The sequence below is a fragment of the Rhodobium gokarnense genome (assembly GCF_025961475.1).
Classification (GTDB): Bacteria; Pseudomonadota; Alphaproteobacteria; order Rhizobiales; family Rhodobiaceae; genus Rhodobium; species Rhodobium gokarnense.
The window spans coordinates 271951-287163 of the sequence record NZ_JAOQNS010000002.1; the positions used below are offsets into that span (position 1 = coordinate 271951).

At 64.5% G+C, this 15213-nt stretch carries 13 protein-coding genes; 1 reads left to right on the forward strand and 12 read right to left on the reverse strand.

From position 1 onward, the window contains the following. Nucleotides 1–507: 507 nt before the first annotated feature. From M2319_RS03995 to M2319_RS04050, 12 genes are all read right to left on the reverse strand, one after another. Nucleotides 508–1335: an ABC transporter permease gene (locus tag M2319_RS03995; RefSeq protein WP_264600147.1), complete on the reverse strand. Its 828-nt coding sequence runs from the start codon at nt 1333–1335 to the stop codon at nt 508–510. A gap of 7 nt (nt 1336–1342) precedes the next feature. Beyond that, the gene (locus tag M2319_RS04000; protein ID WP_264600148.1) at nt 1343–1852 is read right to left on the reverse strand and encodes a nitrous oxide reductase accessory protein NosL; all 510 of its coding nucleotides are present in this window, start codon (nt 1850–1852) and stop codon (nt 1343–1345) included. Continuing rightward, a complete protein-coding gene (locus M2319_RS04005) occupies nt 1845–2744 on the reverse strand; it encodes an ABC transporter ATP-binding protein (RefSeq protein WP_264600149.1) in 900 nt (299 codons plus the stop codon). The genes M2319_RS04000 and M2319_RS04005 overlap by 8 nt, the downstream gene beginning before the upstream one ends. After that, nucleotides 2741–3718, reverse strand: a complete 978-nt coding sequence (locus M2319_RS04010) for a NapH/MauN family ferredoxin-type protein (RefSeq protein ID WP_264600150.1) — start codon at nt 3716–3718, stop codon at nt 2741–2743. The genes M2319_RS04005 and M2319_RS04010 overlap by 4 nt, the downstream gene beginning before the upstream one ends. After that, nucleotides 3715–4455 (reverse strand): 4Fe-4S dicluster domain-containing protein, encoded by a 741-nt coding sequence (locus tag M2319_RS04015; RefSeq protein WP_264600151.1) that lies wholly within the window; start codon nt 4453–4455, stop codon nt 3715–3717. Before M2319_RS04015 ends, M2319_RS04010 begins: the two co-directional genes overlap by 4 nt. Before the next feature lie 24 nt (nt 4456–4479). Next, the gene (gene nosD, locus M2319_RS04020; protein ID WP_264600152.1) at nt 4480–5844 is read right to left on the reverse strand and encodes a nitrous oxide reductase family maturation protein NosD; all 1365 of its coding nucleotides are present in this window, start codon (nt 5842–5844) and stop codon (nt 4480–4482) included. 112 nt (nt 5845–5956) lie between these two features. Continuing rightward, entirely contained in the window at nt 5957–7147 is a 1191-nt protein-coding gene (locus tag M2319_RS04025) for a hypothetical protein (protein WP_264600153.1), read from the reverse strand. A gap of 93 nt (nt 7148–7240) precedes the next feature. Beyond that, the gene (locus M2319_RS04030) at nt 7241–7939 is read right to left on the reverse strand and encodes a c-type cytochrome (protein ID WP_264600154.1); all 699 of its coding nucleotides are present in this window, start codon (nt 7937–7939) and stop codon (nt 7241–7243) included. A gap of 42 nt (nt 7940–7981) precedes the next feature. After that, nucleotides 7982–8707, reverse strand: coding sequence for a c-type cytochrome (locus M2319_RS04035; protein WP_264600155.1), 726 nt, complete (start codon nt 8705–8707; stop codon nt 7982–7984). A gap of 76 nt (nt 8708–8783) precedes the next feature. Beyond that, a complete protein-coding gene (nosZ, locus tag M2319_RS04040) occupies nt 8784–11081 on the reverse strand; it encodes a Sec-dependent nitrous-oxide reductase (protein WP_264600156.1) in 2298 nt (765 codons plus the stop codon). Between the two features lie 743 nt (nt 11082–11824). Further along, complete coding sequence (locus tag M2319_RS04045) at nt 11825–12586, reverse strand: ubiquinone/menaquinone biosynthesis methyltransferase (RefSeq protein WP_264600157.1); 762 nt, start codon at nt 12584–12586, stop codon at nt 11825–11827. A 149-nt stretch (nt 12587–12735) separates the two neighbouring features. Next, nucleotides 12736–13950: a patatin-like phospholipase family protein gene (locus tag M2319_RS04050; protein ID WP_264600158.1), complete on the reverse strand. Its 1215-nt coding sequence runs from the start codon at nt 13948–13950 to the stop codon at nt 12736–12738. 164 nt (nt 13951–14114) lie between these two features. On the opposite strand from M2319_RS04050, the gene M2319_RS04055 reads away from it, so the two are divergent. Next, entirely contained in the window at nt 14115–15212 is a 1098-nt protein-coding gene (locus tag M2319_RS04055) for a PrpF domain-containing protein (RefSeq protein WP_264600159.1), read from the forward strand. Nucleotide 15213 lies beyond the last annotated feature (1 nt).

Consider the following 15213-nt stretch of genomic DNA (forward strand, 5'->3'; position numbering starts at 1 on the left):
CAGCGAAGCGATCCAGAGCGGCGCGGGCGGAACGCCTCCGTGCAGCCAAACCCTCTCCCGTCATCCCGGCCGTAGCGAAGCGGAGAGCCGGGACCCATTGCCCGCCTCGACGAAGTAGCCCGTTGCGGGTCTTGACGTGTCCAACACCCACGCCATGCCCGTTCCGGCAACAGACGGCATACCGTGCAGATGTGGGCAATAGGCCCCGGCTCGGGGGCCGGGGTGACGACGGAGGGTGGGGCGACTGGGAGTGCGCCACTTTCAAAGACAGTGCTTTTCGGCGTCATCGCGAGGGTCCGAAGGACGGGGAGCGGCGCGTGACGCGAGCCTGGGTAGGCCGACGCGGCGATCCAGGGGCAACTGGCTCGGAGCATGTGGCCCCTGGATTGCCGCGCTCGCTTCGCTCACTCGCAATGACGGCTGAACGGATCAACGGCCACCGTGCTCACGCATACCTCCGATCGGCGCCGTTGCGCCGAAAAGCCTGCGTGGCGTTTGAACGCCTGATTAAACCAAATCCCCGGACTTGAACCGCCAGTAGCCGATGGCGGCGAGGATGAGGCCGATGGCGGTGGGGTAGGCGAAGGCCCAGGCGAGATAGCCGTAATAGCCGAAATGGTCGAGGATGACGTAGGCGGACGGGCCCAGCAGCACGAGCTGCGGGTCGAACAGCATCATCGCCGCGGTCCGGAACACCTGCATCGGGTTGGCGAGCGCAATCGCGACCAGGAGATCGGCCGGGAACTGCTCGCGGACCATGACGCCGAGGAGGATGAGGTCGAGGAACAGGAGAAGCACCAGCCAGATCAGGAAGGCGGTGCCCTGTGCGATGTCGATCGACGGCGCAAAGCTCGACAGCATGAACGAGATGCCGAGGAAGCAGATGCCCAGCGCCGCGAGCAGCGCGGTGTAGAACAGGATGTGGTCCCAGGGAACGCTGGCGCCCTTGAAGGCGCCATAGGCGACCGCACCCATCATGGCAATGAAGACCGGCGCAAAGACGATCAGGAAGCGGCCGGCAAAACGCCCCCAGTACCAGGCGGCAAGCGAGACAGGAAAGGCGAGCATGTACTCGGAGACGCCCGTCTCCCGGTCGCCGGCGAGCGAGCGCACCGTGGTGATCAGGACGAAGATCGGCAGGATCGCCATGGAAAGCTGGATATAGGTGACGAGCAGCCGGGTGAGGCCGGTAAAGCCCATCACCCGGGATTCCGTCAGCCCGAAGGCGAACAGCGCCGCGATCAGGCCGCCGAAGACGACCACATAGACCACGAACCACTTGGCGCGCAGGGATTCGGAGATATCGAGGCGCGCGGCGACGAGGAACTGGGACAAGGTCGGGCTATCCTTGGGGCTGCGTGAGGGGGGTGATCGCCGGTCCGCTCTGCGGCAGGCAGCGGCTGCTGGGGCCGGCTTCGCGCACCTTGTCGGCCATCTCGGCAAAGGTCAGCGTGCCCTCGCGGGCGTCGGGGATCGCGGCGTAGCCGTAATCCATCGGCGTCGGCTGGCCGCGCAGATAGTGGGCCTTGCGCGCATCGAGCCAGGTCTCGGCGTCTTCAGAATTCATCACCCAGAACTCGACCTTGGGATCGTCCTTCCATGCCTGCTGCTCCAGGAAATGGATGCCGTCGCCGATGTCGTCGAACTTGTAGGCGGTGTGCTTTTCGCCGCCGCGGATCTGCGCCGCAAAACGCGGATCGGAAATGATCATGCGGCAGAAGTCGCAGGTATCCCGGCCGTAGCGGATTTTGACCGGCCCGGTCTCCGGCTCGCCGAAGCAGCCGGCAAGGACCAGCGGCAGAAGCACCAGAATGGCAAGGGACCTCAGGACGGAGACGGCGTGCTCAGGCATGAAGGTCTCCCTGCGATGGACCGGCCTGTGAGGGCGCAGTCGTCGGCGCCGCCTTCAGGTGCACCGAGCGGATGAGGCCGGCATAGCGGGTCATCAGGCCGAGGAAGCGGATGCGGTCCGGCCCGGCGATTTCGCCCGTCCAGGTGGCGCCGCCGTCGGGTGAGGCAAACTGCCAGTCGGCAATCGCCCGCTCGAACGCGCCGTCGGGCTGGATGAGCTCGATCTCGCAGGCCTGGATGTCGGCAATCTCTCCGGCATCGGCCACCCGGTCGTCGAGCACCACCTTGCCGCGGTCGAGCTCCACCACCCGGTTGACGAGGCCGGAGATCTCTTCGAGCCGGTGCGAGGAGATGATCATCGGCTCGTCGAGCCGCTCGCTGATCAGCGAGAAGAGGGCGCGGCGCGCCTGCGGGTCGAGATTGGCGGTCGGCTCGTCGAAGACGAGCAGCTTGCTGTCGCGGCCAAGGGCGATGGCAACGAGGATCTTCTGCTTCTGGCCGCCCGAGAGCTTGTAGAAGGGGCGGCTATCCACCTCCGAAAGGTCGAGGCCGAGCCGGTCGGCAATGCCGCCGATGCGGTCGACGGTGGTGTGGCAGACCTTGGAGGAAAACCGGATCAGTTCGCCGACCGGCATCTTCAGCGGCGGCGGAAGCTGCGGCACGAAGCCGATTTCCGACAGCACCTCGCGCCGGTCCTTGCGCGGCTTGTGGCCGCTGACGGTGATCGTTCCGGCATGGACGTATTCGCCGAGCAGGCACCGGATCATCGTCGTCTTGCCGGCGCCGTTGGCGCCGATCAGCGCGATGCGGTCGGTCTCGTGGATCGCCAGCGACAGCGCGTCGAGCACCCGCCGCCGCCGGAACGTCTTGGAGATGTCCTCGATGCGGATCAAAGCAGGCCTCCGGTGCCGCGCAGCTTGAAGGTCAGCGCCCCGGTCGGGCAGGCGTCCACGCACATGCCGCAGCGGGTGCAGTCCGCGCCGATGTCTATCTTCAAGTCGGTCGCCCTTTGCTTCTTCGTCATTTCCAGCACATGCGGCACCATGCAGACCTTGCGGCACTCGCCCTCGTGCAGGCAGTGTTGCAGGTCGTAGCGCACGGCCACCGGCGACACGCTGCCGACGAAGCCGTAGGTGAGGCCGATCGGGCAGGCATAGCGGCACCAGAACCGCCGCGAATAGAAGATCTCGATGAGGAGAAGCACGACGACCCATATCAGCGCAAGGCTGGCGCCGTAGATCAGCGCGCGGCTGAGGATGCCGACAGGCGAGATCGTCTCGAACACCGTGTAGCCGGTGACGAAGGCGAGCACGGCAAAGATCACGTAGAGCGCCGGCCGCATGCCGCGATGGAACTCATGGTCGCTGACCAGCTTCTTCTCGGCGAGCCAGAGATGGATCTTCTCAGCGAACTCCGCGATGAGGTGATAGGGGCAGACCCAGGAGCAGAACGAGCGCCCGCCGACCAGCCACCACACCAGCGCCACCGTCACCGTGCCGATGACGAGGTTGATGAGGATCTCCTTGTGGGCCAGCACCACCTGCAGCGAGGAATTGAGGTCGGCCATGTGGAAGCCGACGAAGCGCGAGGCGGTCAGCGCCCCTTCCACGAGCTGGACGTCGAAATGGAAGGAGACGATGAACATCAGATTGACGATGATGATCGAGGCCCAGCGCAGGTTCCGCCACTTGTGGCTCTTTTCCTTGTCCTCGAACTCCGCCTTGATGGCGGCAACGCGCAGCTTCTTCTGCTCCGGCGTCTGCTTGAACTTGTGCAGCGCCGCGGCCTCCTCGGTGAAGTCTTCCTTCTCCGGCCGGTGCGGGGCACCGCCGAGCATGATGCGGATGGAGTCGATGAAGTGGTTCATGCCGTCCCCCACATCTTGCGAGACTCGACCTCGATGCACGGCTCCTCGACCGGGCAGATCATCTCGCACATGCCGCAGCCGACGCAGGCCTCCTGGACGACGGGCGTCCGGCGCTTATCCGTTGGATCGTCGCTCATCGGCTCCAGCCTGATGGCGTTCTCGATCGGGCATTCGCGGACGCACAGGTCGCACAGCTCCAGATCGTAGGGGTGGTCGGCGATCTTGATCGGATTCCAGCGGTCGACCTCGGTGTAGCGGTGGATGCCCTCGAAGTCAGCGCCGCGGGCAAGGCCCTTGAAACCTTCGCCCTTGCGCGCCAGGCACGCATTCGGCCGGGTGAGCTGGGCAAGGCCCATGCGCACCTGTTCCTTCTTGTCGATGTCGTGGGTCAGTGCGCCCGTCGGGCAGGCGAGCACGCATTGCACGGCGTCGCAGGAAAAGTCGCAGGCCTGGGTGCGGGCATCGAGATAGGGAACGCCGATGCCGAAGCCGTCGCCGGCGTCGGCCAGCTTGATCGCCTCGACCGGGCAGACCTGGACGCATTGGCCGCATTTGATGCAGGAGGCGAGGAACGATTTTTCCACGAGCGCGCCGGGCGGGCGCAGCCGTTTCGCCGCTTCCGCGAGGATCGGCACGAAGCCGAGCAGCGAGAGCCCGACGGTGCCTGCGCCGGCAAGGACCGACATCAGGATCATCCGCCGTTCCGTGCGCTGCTTTGCCGTGAGGTGTTTGGCCATGGGTTCAGCCTTTTTTTGTGTGGCCTAGTTCGAATGCAGCCCAAAGGGGTCGATGCGGCCGCTGGCCGATCCGGCATCGGCGTTGTCGGCCGCGTTCGTTGCCGGATCGAAATGGGTGGAGATGCGCGGCTCCTGGTCCTCAAGCATGATCAGCGGATCGGAGAACGGCGCCAGGCGCTCCAGGAAGTCGAGGGCGGTGAGAAGCGGCGTTCCCTTGAAGAAGCCGGCGGGCGGCACGTCCATCCAAAGCCGGTCCGAATAGACCTTCGGCGCGTAGGGCCGGTCGCCGGTGCCGTTATGATCGAGGTCGAAGCCCTCGTAGTCGTCCCAGTAGTTGCCCTGCCAGACGTTGCGGGCAGCGCTCGCGAACGAGCCGACGCCGACCTGGCGGATGTTGTTCCAGAACACGTTGTCCTTGAAGATGTTGTTGGTCCAGTCGCTGAGGAACAGGGCGCCGGTGGCGTTGTAGGCGATCTTGTTGCGATAGATGCGGTTGGTCGTTTCCGGCTGGAACGGCGACAGGTCGAGATAGATGCCGGTGGCGTTGTAGAGGATGTCGTTGTCGGTGATCTCGACGTTGCTGGTCTCTTTCAGGCCGACGCCGATGCCGGTCGGGCCGAGCGCCTGGAACACGCGGTTGCCGCGCACCACCACGTCGTCGCTGTACATCAGGAAGATGCCGACGGAGTTCTGGCGGATCTCGTTCTCCTCCACCAGATTGTATTTGGAATACATGAAATGGAGGCCGTAGCGGCCGTTGCGGATCTTGTTGCGGGCGATCGTGTTGTCGGAGGAGTACCAGACGACGGCATCGCGGCTGTCGAAGATATCGTTGTCCTCGACCTTGTTGTTCTTTGAATACCAGAGCCGGATCGCATCGCCCTTGACGCCGAGGCCGCTGTCGGCCTTCGAGGAAATCTTGTTGCGCCGGACGACGTTGTTGTCGGCCTGCTGGATGTCGACGCCGAACAGGCACTCGCGCACGACATTGTCTTTGACGACGTTGAAGTCGCCCTCGATGTGGACGCCGGCGTCCAGATCGTTGTGCAGGTCGCCGGAGTTCTGGATGACCAGCGACTTGACCGTGGCGCCGTTGGTGAAGAGGGAGACCACCGTGCCCTTGCCGCCGCCGTCGATGATCGCCTTGCCGCCGCCATCGAGCGTCAGTGGCTTTTCGATGACGATCGGACCCTGATAGACGCCCGGCGCCAGCTCGATGATGGCGTTTTCCTCCGCCGCATCGATGATCGGCTGCAGCGGCGTCATCTCGGCCTGGGCCGCGGTCTGGGCAGCCGGTGCCGTCCCGGCGCCGCTGGCATAGGCGCCAAGGACCGCAAGGCAGGCCACCGAGAGGCTGCCGAGGAAAAGGGTCGTCCGGTTCAGTGTCATTGTCTTTCGCATCCCGGCGCCGCCGCGGCGCGTGCTGCCATGCGGCCGGCGCGGATTGTCCGTGTCGCCCGCGCGGGAAACGGGAGCGTCCCCGCGCGGGTGAGGGCCTTTCTCAGGCCGCGTCGCCTTGCGCGTCGCGCAGCGACTTGCGCCGGATCAGGGCGGCAAGGATCAGGAGGACGGACGACGCCACCATCAGGCCGAAGCCGATATTCGGATAGGAGTGGGTGGTGAACTGCGCCACCTTGCCCTGTCCGAAGACGGTCGGCATGAACGGTTTCAGCGTGAAGGCGCCCATCTCGTTGAGGCTGTGCCCGTACCACCAGAGCCAGGCCGAGTATTCGGCAATGAAGAACACCGGCAACAGGATCGGGATGATCACCAGCAGCCAGTAGAGCGGCCAGGTGGTCTTCCAGGCGGCAATCAGCATCGCCACCATGCCGGCGATCACGACCCAGAACAGGATCGTCCCGGCCATGTGCATGTTGGCGACCATCGGGTTGATTTCCTGCGGATTGTTGAACCAGCGCCCGAGCGCCCGGTGATAGTGCCAGAACAGCACCTGCTCGCCGGAGCCGGTCCATTCCTCGCGCTCGTCGGCGGGCTTGCGGGTCTGGTCGTTCTCAAAGGCGCTTCTCAGGATCTGGTAGTTCTCTTCCGAGCTGCCCGGCTCGGTCGCCACCGCCACGTCGGGCGCGGAGGTCTCGGTCCGCACGCCGCTCTGGCGCAGGGATTCCTTGAGCTGGGCGATGATCGGGTTGACCTCTTCGGTCTTGGTGTCTTCAGAGGTCTGGTCGAGCGAGATCACCATGGAGGACAGGTAGCCGGGCGTCTGCCACCTCAAACCTTCCGGCGTGTAATAGGTGACGTACATCCAGGCGGCGACGCCGCCGAAGCCGATCACCATGACCGTCAGCCGGACGCCGCGATGGGTGATCATGAAGCCGATCATCATGACGCCGAGCATGGAAATCAGGAATGGCGAAAACGCCTTTTCCACGACACCGCCCGAAGCGATCGGGTACATGCCGACGAAGTGGTTGATGGTGTCCATCTCGTGGACGCAGTCGAGCGCCACGTCTTCGTCGATTTCGGCCTTGTCGACCTTGCGGCAGCCATTGAAGACGCCGTTCATGTGGAAATTGATGCGCACGCCGTCCGGAAACGCCTCCGGCGGATAGTTGGGCGCGGTCAGCGACACCCACCAGATCGGCATGAAATAGAGGACGGCGAGCAGAACCACCGCGACGGAGACCAGGAATGTGACGACGATTCCGCGTTTTTTTTGAAGTTTGTCACTCATGCCAGAGCCGTTTCGTCTTTAACAAAATGAAAGGTGCCGTGCGGCCGGGCCGCGTGGCGGGCGCCCGATCGGCGCCCGCCCGGCGGGAAGGGTTCAGTCGAAATCGGGATTGATCCAGCCCGGAGGTCCGAGCTTGTCTGCCGGCGGCTTCTGGCGCGAGACGTAGTCCATCACGGCGACCATGTCCTCGTCGGAGAAGTTCTTGATCTGCTCGACCATCTCCGGATTGGCGTTGCGGCGCTTGCCGTCGCGAATCCATTCGAACTGGCGGACCAGATACTTGTAATGCTGGCCCTGGATACGCGGGTAGTAGTTCTCCGGCTTGCCCTGGCCATTGTCGCCGTGGCAGCGCACGCAGTTTTCCGCATAGAGCTTGGCGCCGAGTTCCAAATTGTCGCCCGGGCCGACGCCCGGTTCCGGGTTCATCGGCAGTTGCGCGATATACTCGGCCACGTCGGCGATCGACTGGGCGCCGCCGATCTCGCGCGGCAGCGCGAACGGATACATGGTCGGGTTGTCGCGGTTCTTGGCGCGGATGTCGGCGAGCTGCTTGATGATGACGGTGCGGTGCTGGCCCGCGAGCTGCGGGAAGGTGCCGTCCTCGGTGCCCCAGCCTTCCGGCAGGTGGCAGGCAGAACAGACCTCGTAGACGTCCATGCCGTTTTCCGCGTCCGGCTCCAGGTGCATCGCTTCGTCCTGTTCGCCGCCGCCTTCGTTCCAGCCGTAGGAGGCCGGCGTGGCCAGCAGCAGAATCCCTGCGGCAAGCGCCAGCCCGGTTTTCATGAGTTTCATAATAAGAACCTCCGTTGCTTGTATTTTCGGGTCGCGACGCCGTTAGTCGGCGGTGCGATCGATCTGGGAAAGATAGTCGGCGATGAGGGCGATCTCCTCGTCCTCCATCTTGCGGACGAACGGGAACATCAGTTTCGAGCGACCGTTGGTGCGGATTTTCTCACGCGTGTCGGTCATCTGCGCGATTATATAATTCCGCTTTTGGCCCGCGATATAGGGGTATCCCTTAAGCGGCTTTTTGCCCTCGGGCCCGTGGCAGGTGCGGCACCGTCCCTTCTTGTAGGCGGCAGCGCCGGCAGCCATCCGTTCCTCCGTGACCGGCGGCTCGAGCGGCTGTACGGGGGCCGGCTCCATGTCGCTCAGCCAGGTCGAAACTAGCTTGATTTCCTCGTCGGTTATCCGGACTTCGCCGTCGGCCGTGACAAGCGCGCCGCGCATGCCTTCGGTCCGCGGATTGCCGGTCTCGTCGGGACTTCCGACCCGCTTGCCGGAGATGATGTCCTCCATCTGGCTGATCATGTATTTGACGTCCTGACCCGCCAGATTGGGGTAATCCATAATCGCCTTTTTGCCGTCGCGTCCGTGGCAGGCGATGCAGGTCTTGCGCATGAAGATCCGCTTGCCCGGATCGCGCTTCGGTTTCGCATCGGCCGCCTTTTCGGCCGCTGCCGCCGGTCCCGCACCGGCAAATGTCGCTGTCGCAAGTCCGCCGCCGATGAGGGTGGCGAGGACGAGGGCTGGTATGGCGTTGAGGCCGCGCATGCTCATTTTTTTGTCTCCCATTGCCGGATGGAAAGGGGGCGGGACATCCCGCCCCCGATCCGTCATGCGTCATGCGCAGGCGTCACTGATTGACGACCTTGGCGTCGTTCTGGTCGAGGTAGGTCTTGGCGCGAAGGCCGATATCGGCCGCCTTGACCTGATACTGGAACCACTGCTGTGCCCACAGGGTGGCGTTCTGCCAGTCCCCGCTTGCCGCATAGTCCTCGGCCTTCTTCTTCGCGTCGGCGGCGAAGTTGAGCTGGTCGGTGGCGTCCTCGACGAGGGCGACGACCGGGTCGAAGTCCTTGAAGTTGCGGGCAGTGATGTACTCGACGACGCTGTCGATCACGGCCTGGGTGTCGGTGTTGGCCTTGACCTGCTTGTCGAAGTCTTCCTGGCTGTAGGACTGACCTTCCTGCAGCGAGGCTTCCTCGGCCTGGTAGCCCTTCGGGGTCACCAGCAGGTAGCCCTGCATTTCCAGGTGCAGCGCGGAGCAGAATTCCGTGCAGTAGTACGGATAGACGCCCGGCTTATCGACCTTGAAGGTGGCCGACACGGTCTTGCCCGGCTCGGCCGACAGGTTGACGTCGAAGCCGCGGATGGCAAAGCCGTGGGTCTCGTCTTCGGCGCGCTCCACGTTGGTGAAGTGCAGGGAGACCGTCGAGCCTTCTTCGACCTGGATGATTTCAGGCGTGATGTGCGAGCGGATCAGGGTGCCGTAGACGTGGGTGACGCCGTCGGCGACCTCGGTGCGTTCGCGGCCCGGACGCACGCGATACTCGGAGCGCTCGTCCTTGCGGCTGTTCCAGCCGGTGCTGTAGCGGATCTTCGGCTTCAGCTTGTCGGCGGAGATGGCAACCGCGTAGTGCGGCTCGCCGAGCGGCAGCGGCATGTCGTAGATCAGCTCCATCTTGTCGTTGGAGATGTCGATGAGCTGATGGTTCTGCGGATGCAGCGGGCCGACCGGGTTGAAGCGGTCGATGGCGAGCTTGTTGAGCGAGACCAGATAGTGGCCCTTCGGCGAAACGGTGTCGCCTTCCATGCTCATCAGGTGACCGATGTTATAGTGGATGGAGATCTTGTCGAGAACCTTGCCCTCGCAGTAGTTCCACTTGGTGACCTGGCTGTCGACGTAGATCGAGGTGTAGACGATGCACGGCTTGGAATCGTACTGGTTGTGCAGCGGGCCGAGGCCGACCTGCACCTGGGTGTGCAGCGTCTTCTTCAGGTCGAGGATCGGGATACCGTAGGGATCGGTACCGGCGAAGTCCTTGGCGTCGATCAGCGCCTTCATCTTCTCGAAAGAGTAGACCGAGGCGTGGGTGTCGAGCTTGCCGGCGACGATGATGTACTTGCCGTCCGGGGAAACGTCGACGCCGTGCGGGCTCTTCGGTTCCGGGATCAGGAACAGGATGCCTTCCTTGATGGCGGTGTCCATCGTGATGACATCATGGTCGTTGATCTTGGTCGCCTTGCCTTCCGCAACGAGTTCGGCGGCCCGCTTCCAGTTGATCATGTGCAGGAAGTCGGTGTCCTTCTGCGAACAGCCGGCTTCGAACGGCGGACGGCCGGACTCGATGCCGCCGATGTAACGCTCGGTGCAGAACGAGTTGGTGAACGACCAGCCGTCGGAGTCCAGCTTGCCGGCGTCCGAAAGGTCCTGGCTGTACGGCGGCAGTTCGACGGAGAACGAGTTCTCCGGCTCGATGCGGCCCTTCTCGCGGTTGAACTTCCAGTAGGTGACGGCGCCGCGATACTCGTCGTTGAACTTGGAGAGCGGCACGAAGTCCTTGCTGTACGGGGCGGCGTACTGGGTCGCCTCGATGACGTATTCGGTGTTCGGCGTGACGAAGGCGCCGCCATGCTCCGACTTCATGATCGGGTTGACGACGATCTGCTTGGTCTCGAAGTCCTTCAGGTCGATCACGGCAACGCGCGGATTGGCCTTGTCGTTGATGAACAGCCACTCGCCGTCATACTCACCATTGGTCTCCGAGATCGCCGGATGGTGGGTGTCGCCGTAGTTGAGCTGCTTGCCGTCGATCTTGCCCTGGGCGAGCACTTCCTTGGACTCGTCGTCGAAGCCGTAGCCCTGCCAGGGTTCCGGGGTAAAGACGGCGATGTATTTCAGGATCCGCATCGACGGAATGCCGTAGACGAGAACCTGGCCGCTCTGGCCGCCGGAGGAGAACACGAGGAACTCGTCGCGCCCGCCGGTCGGCGTGTAGGTCTTGGCTGCCGCCAAGAGGTCCTTCTGGGTCAGTCCCCGACGCTTCATGACGTCGTCGAGGGATTCCGCCGACCAGGCGGCGGCCGTCCAGGCGAGACCGATGCCGAAGGCGGTCGATACTGTCAGTATCTTCTTCACAGTGCTTTTCATGTGATTTGCCCCGTTGATGTGACAAATGCCGTTCACATTCCACTTTTGAATGAGTGTAGTTGTGAACGGCGACGGGTTGCGCATTTGCCTGCGCGAGCGGGTCGGAGGCTAGAAGAGGTTTTGCGGACCTGTCTTTGTCTTTAGTCAAATCCGGAAATGCTGTTTTCCGCTGCCAGCTCCGGTTCTCTGCGCTTCCTCCGAATCGCTGCGTCACTTTGGCACGGATGCAATATCAGGTAAATTAGAATGTGCTATCAAACTTTCTAAGATAGGGTGAATAAGCCGTTGAAATTCATAGTGGTATAAAAAAGCTCCTGGTACCTGTTTTATTAAGATTCAACTTATGATTTTCGGGTTCGCGCCGACAAAAGGCAAACCCTGAGGCGACGCCACATCACGCATTTTGAATGTGCATTCTGTGCGTGCACCCAGGGCGCGAACCGCGGTCGCGCTCAGCACGAAAACCCGCTGGCCAGCAGCCGGAAAAAGCGCGGATTTTGCTGGAATACCGGAGTGTATAATGTGTATTTTGTCCGTCGCGGCGGGCCTGTTGCGGAGCCGGTTACCGGTTCGCGATGGCCGCGCGCGCTGATATCGCCGCAGCAGGCCGCGCGAGCGCAGTGCACGCCCCGCCGCCGGCCCGTAGCGTCCTTCCAGGACGATGGCCGACGTCCTGGAAGAGAAGCCCGGTCGAAACAACGGGTTAGGGAAAATCGCGTGGTTCGGGCGAAGCGCGCCTTGCGTCAGGCCTCAGCCTTGGTGGCGGCGTGGATCGCGGCGATACCGAAGAAGAGCCGCTCGATGTCCACCCTGGCGTAGCCCGTCGCCGTCAGCGAGGCGGCGACGACCTTGGGGTCCGGGAAGCCGGCGATCGATTCGATCAGGTAGCGATAGGCGCCGCGGTTCCGGGTGACGAGCGCGCCGAGCGTTGGGATGACAGTGCGCGAGAATGCCCGGTAGAGCGGCGCGAACCACGGCTCCGGCTGGGAAAACTCCAGGATGAAGAGCTGGCCGCCCGGAACGAGCACCCGGTTGACCTCGGCAAGCGCCCCTTCCGGCTCCGTCATGTTGCGAAGGCCGAAGGAAAGGGTCACCGCGTCGATGGAGGCATCGGCAAAGGGCAGGCGCTCGCCCTCCGCGGCAACGCAGGTGCCGGTGAGCTCCGGGCGCTGCTGCGCGACCGACAGCATCGCCGTGCTCGGGTCGCAGACGAAGATGTCGGCGTCGGCGACGCGCGCCCGGATGCGCTCGGCGATATCGCCGGTGCCGCCGGCAAGGTCGACGATCCTCGGCGCCGTGCCCCGCGCCGCCGCTGCGGCGACCGCCGTGCTTTCGGTCACCATGTCGGCGAACCGCGCCTTCCACATGCGGTGGGTGCCGCCGCTCATCAAGTCGTTCATCAGGTCATAGCGCGGCGCGATGTCCTGGAAGACGGAGCGGATGCGGCTGCGCCGGCCCTCCGGGTCGACGGTGTCACGGCCGAAGGTGCGCGAAAGATCGTCCATGGCGGTGCGCCCTCCGGGCTTGGGGTGGCGGACCCGGCCGCGGCGAGGCGGCGGGCCCGGGACCAATCGATGCTCCGGCTGAGCTTATGGCAAAGCCGCGCGGGGCTGTCGACTGCCGCTGCGACGCATGCCTCCGGCTGGGCGGGGCGTCACTGGTTCGGCGGCTTCCGGCTCCAGTCATAGCCGTCGCGGCCGAGTCGGTAGCCGAGGGAAAAGAGTTTCGACATATAGTCGGTGTCGAAGATCTCGTGGCGCTCTTCCTGGAAGTCCTTCGGAATGAAGGCCAGGTAATAGTCGCCGTCGACCTTTTGCGAGAACTGGTAGATGCGGCCGAGGTCGTTGAGGCCCTGATATTTGATGAGGGTCGAAATCGACCGTCCGGCAATCGAAACGGTGCTCGCCTTCACCGGCTCCCATTCCGGGTCCACCTTGCCGTTCCAGATCACGTAGAACTTGATCTTCTGGTCGCGGCGCACGTGCTGGCGGACGAGTTCGCGCGCCGGCATGTCGAGCGGGGCCACGTAGATCTCGGTCGTCGCGCCGCCGTCCACATGCAGCTCCTCGTGCTCTGTGCCGTTGACGGTGACCGGAATGCGCACCGGCGGGAACAGCGCCGGCACCGAGGCCGACGCCAAGAGCACCTTGCGGAACAGGTCGAGCGATTGCGGCGTGTCCTGGGCCGCGATCAGCCCCATGTCCCAGACCACCGGGCGCTGGGCGTCGAGATTGGTGGTGACCACATAGAGCCGCCGGCCGGTCTTGTACTCGGCGGCGACCTCGCGCAGGAAGTCGCGGGTGACGTAGCGGGCGATGATGTCGGCGAGCGGCTTGCTGTCGGCGACCGACGGGGACGAGCCGAGGATGCCCGACGCGATCGTATAGACGACCAGGTCGTTGGTCTTGAACTCGGTGTACATCTGCTTCAGGTCGCGGTCGTATTGCGGACCGAGAAACACGAAGGAGGCCATCAGCGCGCCGGTGCTGACGCCCGTCACCATCTCGAAGTCCGGCCGGTCGCCGCGCGCCGTCCAGCCGTTGAGGAGGCCGGCGCCAAAGGCGCCGTCCCAGGCGCCGCCGGAAAGCGCAAGCACGTCGAAGGTCTTCTCGCCCTTCAGGCGGTCCGAGGCCCGGTACTGCGCAACGCGGAGCCGCTCGCGCTCAAGGACGTCTTTCGGCGCCGCATTGGCCCAGTGCCGGACCGGCAGTCCGCCGAGCGGCTTGGCCTCGCCGACTTCCGCTTCCGGCACCACATTGCGCGCTGCCGGCGTCGCGCAGGCAACGAGCGCGAGAACGCCGAAAGCGGCTGCGGCAATGCGCAGGAACGGCCGCCGCCTGCCGCCAGGCGATCCGGTGTCGGATGTCATCAATCGGCCCCCATACGCTGCGCCTCGACCGGAGCGTCCACGCAACCGGCACTCCAAACAGGATACCTCAATATGCGCTTTTGGCTTACCCCGCAAAAACCGCGTATAGCAGGAGGCGTTAACACCCGCTTGCGGCCGGCGGCCAGCCGCGCAAGGGAGGTCCTTTGACCCAGACCGCGATTCCCTGCCTTTTCATGCGCGGCGGCACCTCGCGCGGGCTCTATTTCGCCCGCGCCGACCTGCCGGCGGACCGCGAGACATTGAGCGCCGTGCTGCTCGCCGCACTCGGCGCCGGCCATCCGCTCTGCATCGACGGCATGGGCGGCTCGGAATCCGTCACCACCAAGGTGGCGATGCTGTCGCGCTCCGAGGAAGAGGGGACGGACGTCGACTTCTTCTTTGCGCAGATATCCGGCAACGAGCGCAGCGTCGACTACGCCCCGACCTGCGGCAACATCCTCGTCGGCGTCGGCCCGGCGGCGATCGAGATGGGCCTCAAGGCGCCGGACGGGGAGGCGACGTCGGTCGATATCCTTGCCACCAACACCGGCGCCCGCATCACCGAGGTGGTGACGACCCTGGACGGCAAGGTCGTCTATGACGGCGACACCGCGATCGCCGGCGTGCCGGGCACGGCGGCACCGGTGCTGGTCAAGTTCCGGGGCGTCACCGGCGGCAAGACCGGCGCGATGTTCCCGACCGGAAGGACGGTCGAGGAGATCGACGGCATCCCCGTCACGCTGATCGACGTGGCGATGCCGATGATGATCGCGCGCGCAGAAAGCTTCGGCCTCACCGGATATGAGACCAAGGCCGAACTCGACGCGAACGCCGCCTTCTTTGCCCGCATGGAGCCCATGCGCCGGGAGGCTGGAAGGCGAATGGGCCTCGGCGATGTCGCCGGAAAAGTCGTTCCGAAGGTCGGCCTGCTGGCGCCGCCGCGCGGGCCCGCGCACCTCTCCTCGCGCTATTTCGTGCCCGATGCCTGCCATCCGAGCCATGCCGTCAGCGGCGCCATCTGCACCGCCGCCTGCCTGCTCTCGCCCGGCACCGTCGCCGAAGGCCTCGGCCCCCCACCGCCCCCTTCGCCCGCCACGATCCGCATCGAGCATGTGATGGGGACGATGGAACTGGCGATGGAGTACGGCCACGATCCGGCCGGGGCGCTGATCGTGGACTCCGCCGGGGTGATCCGCACGGCCCGCCTGATCATGCGCGGTGAAGTCATGGTGCCGCGCCGCGTCTGGGACGGGTGCCGGTAGT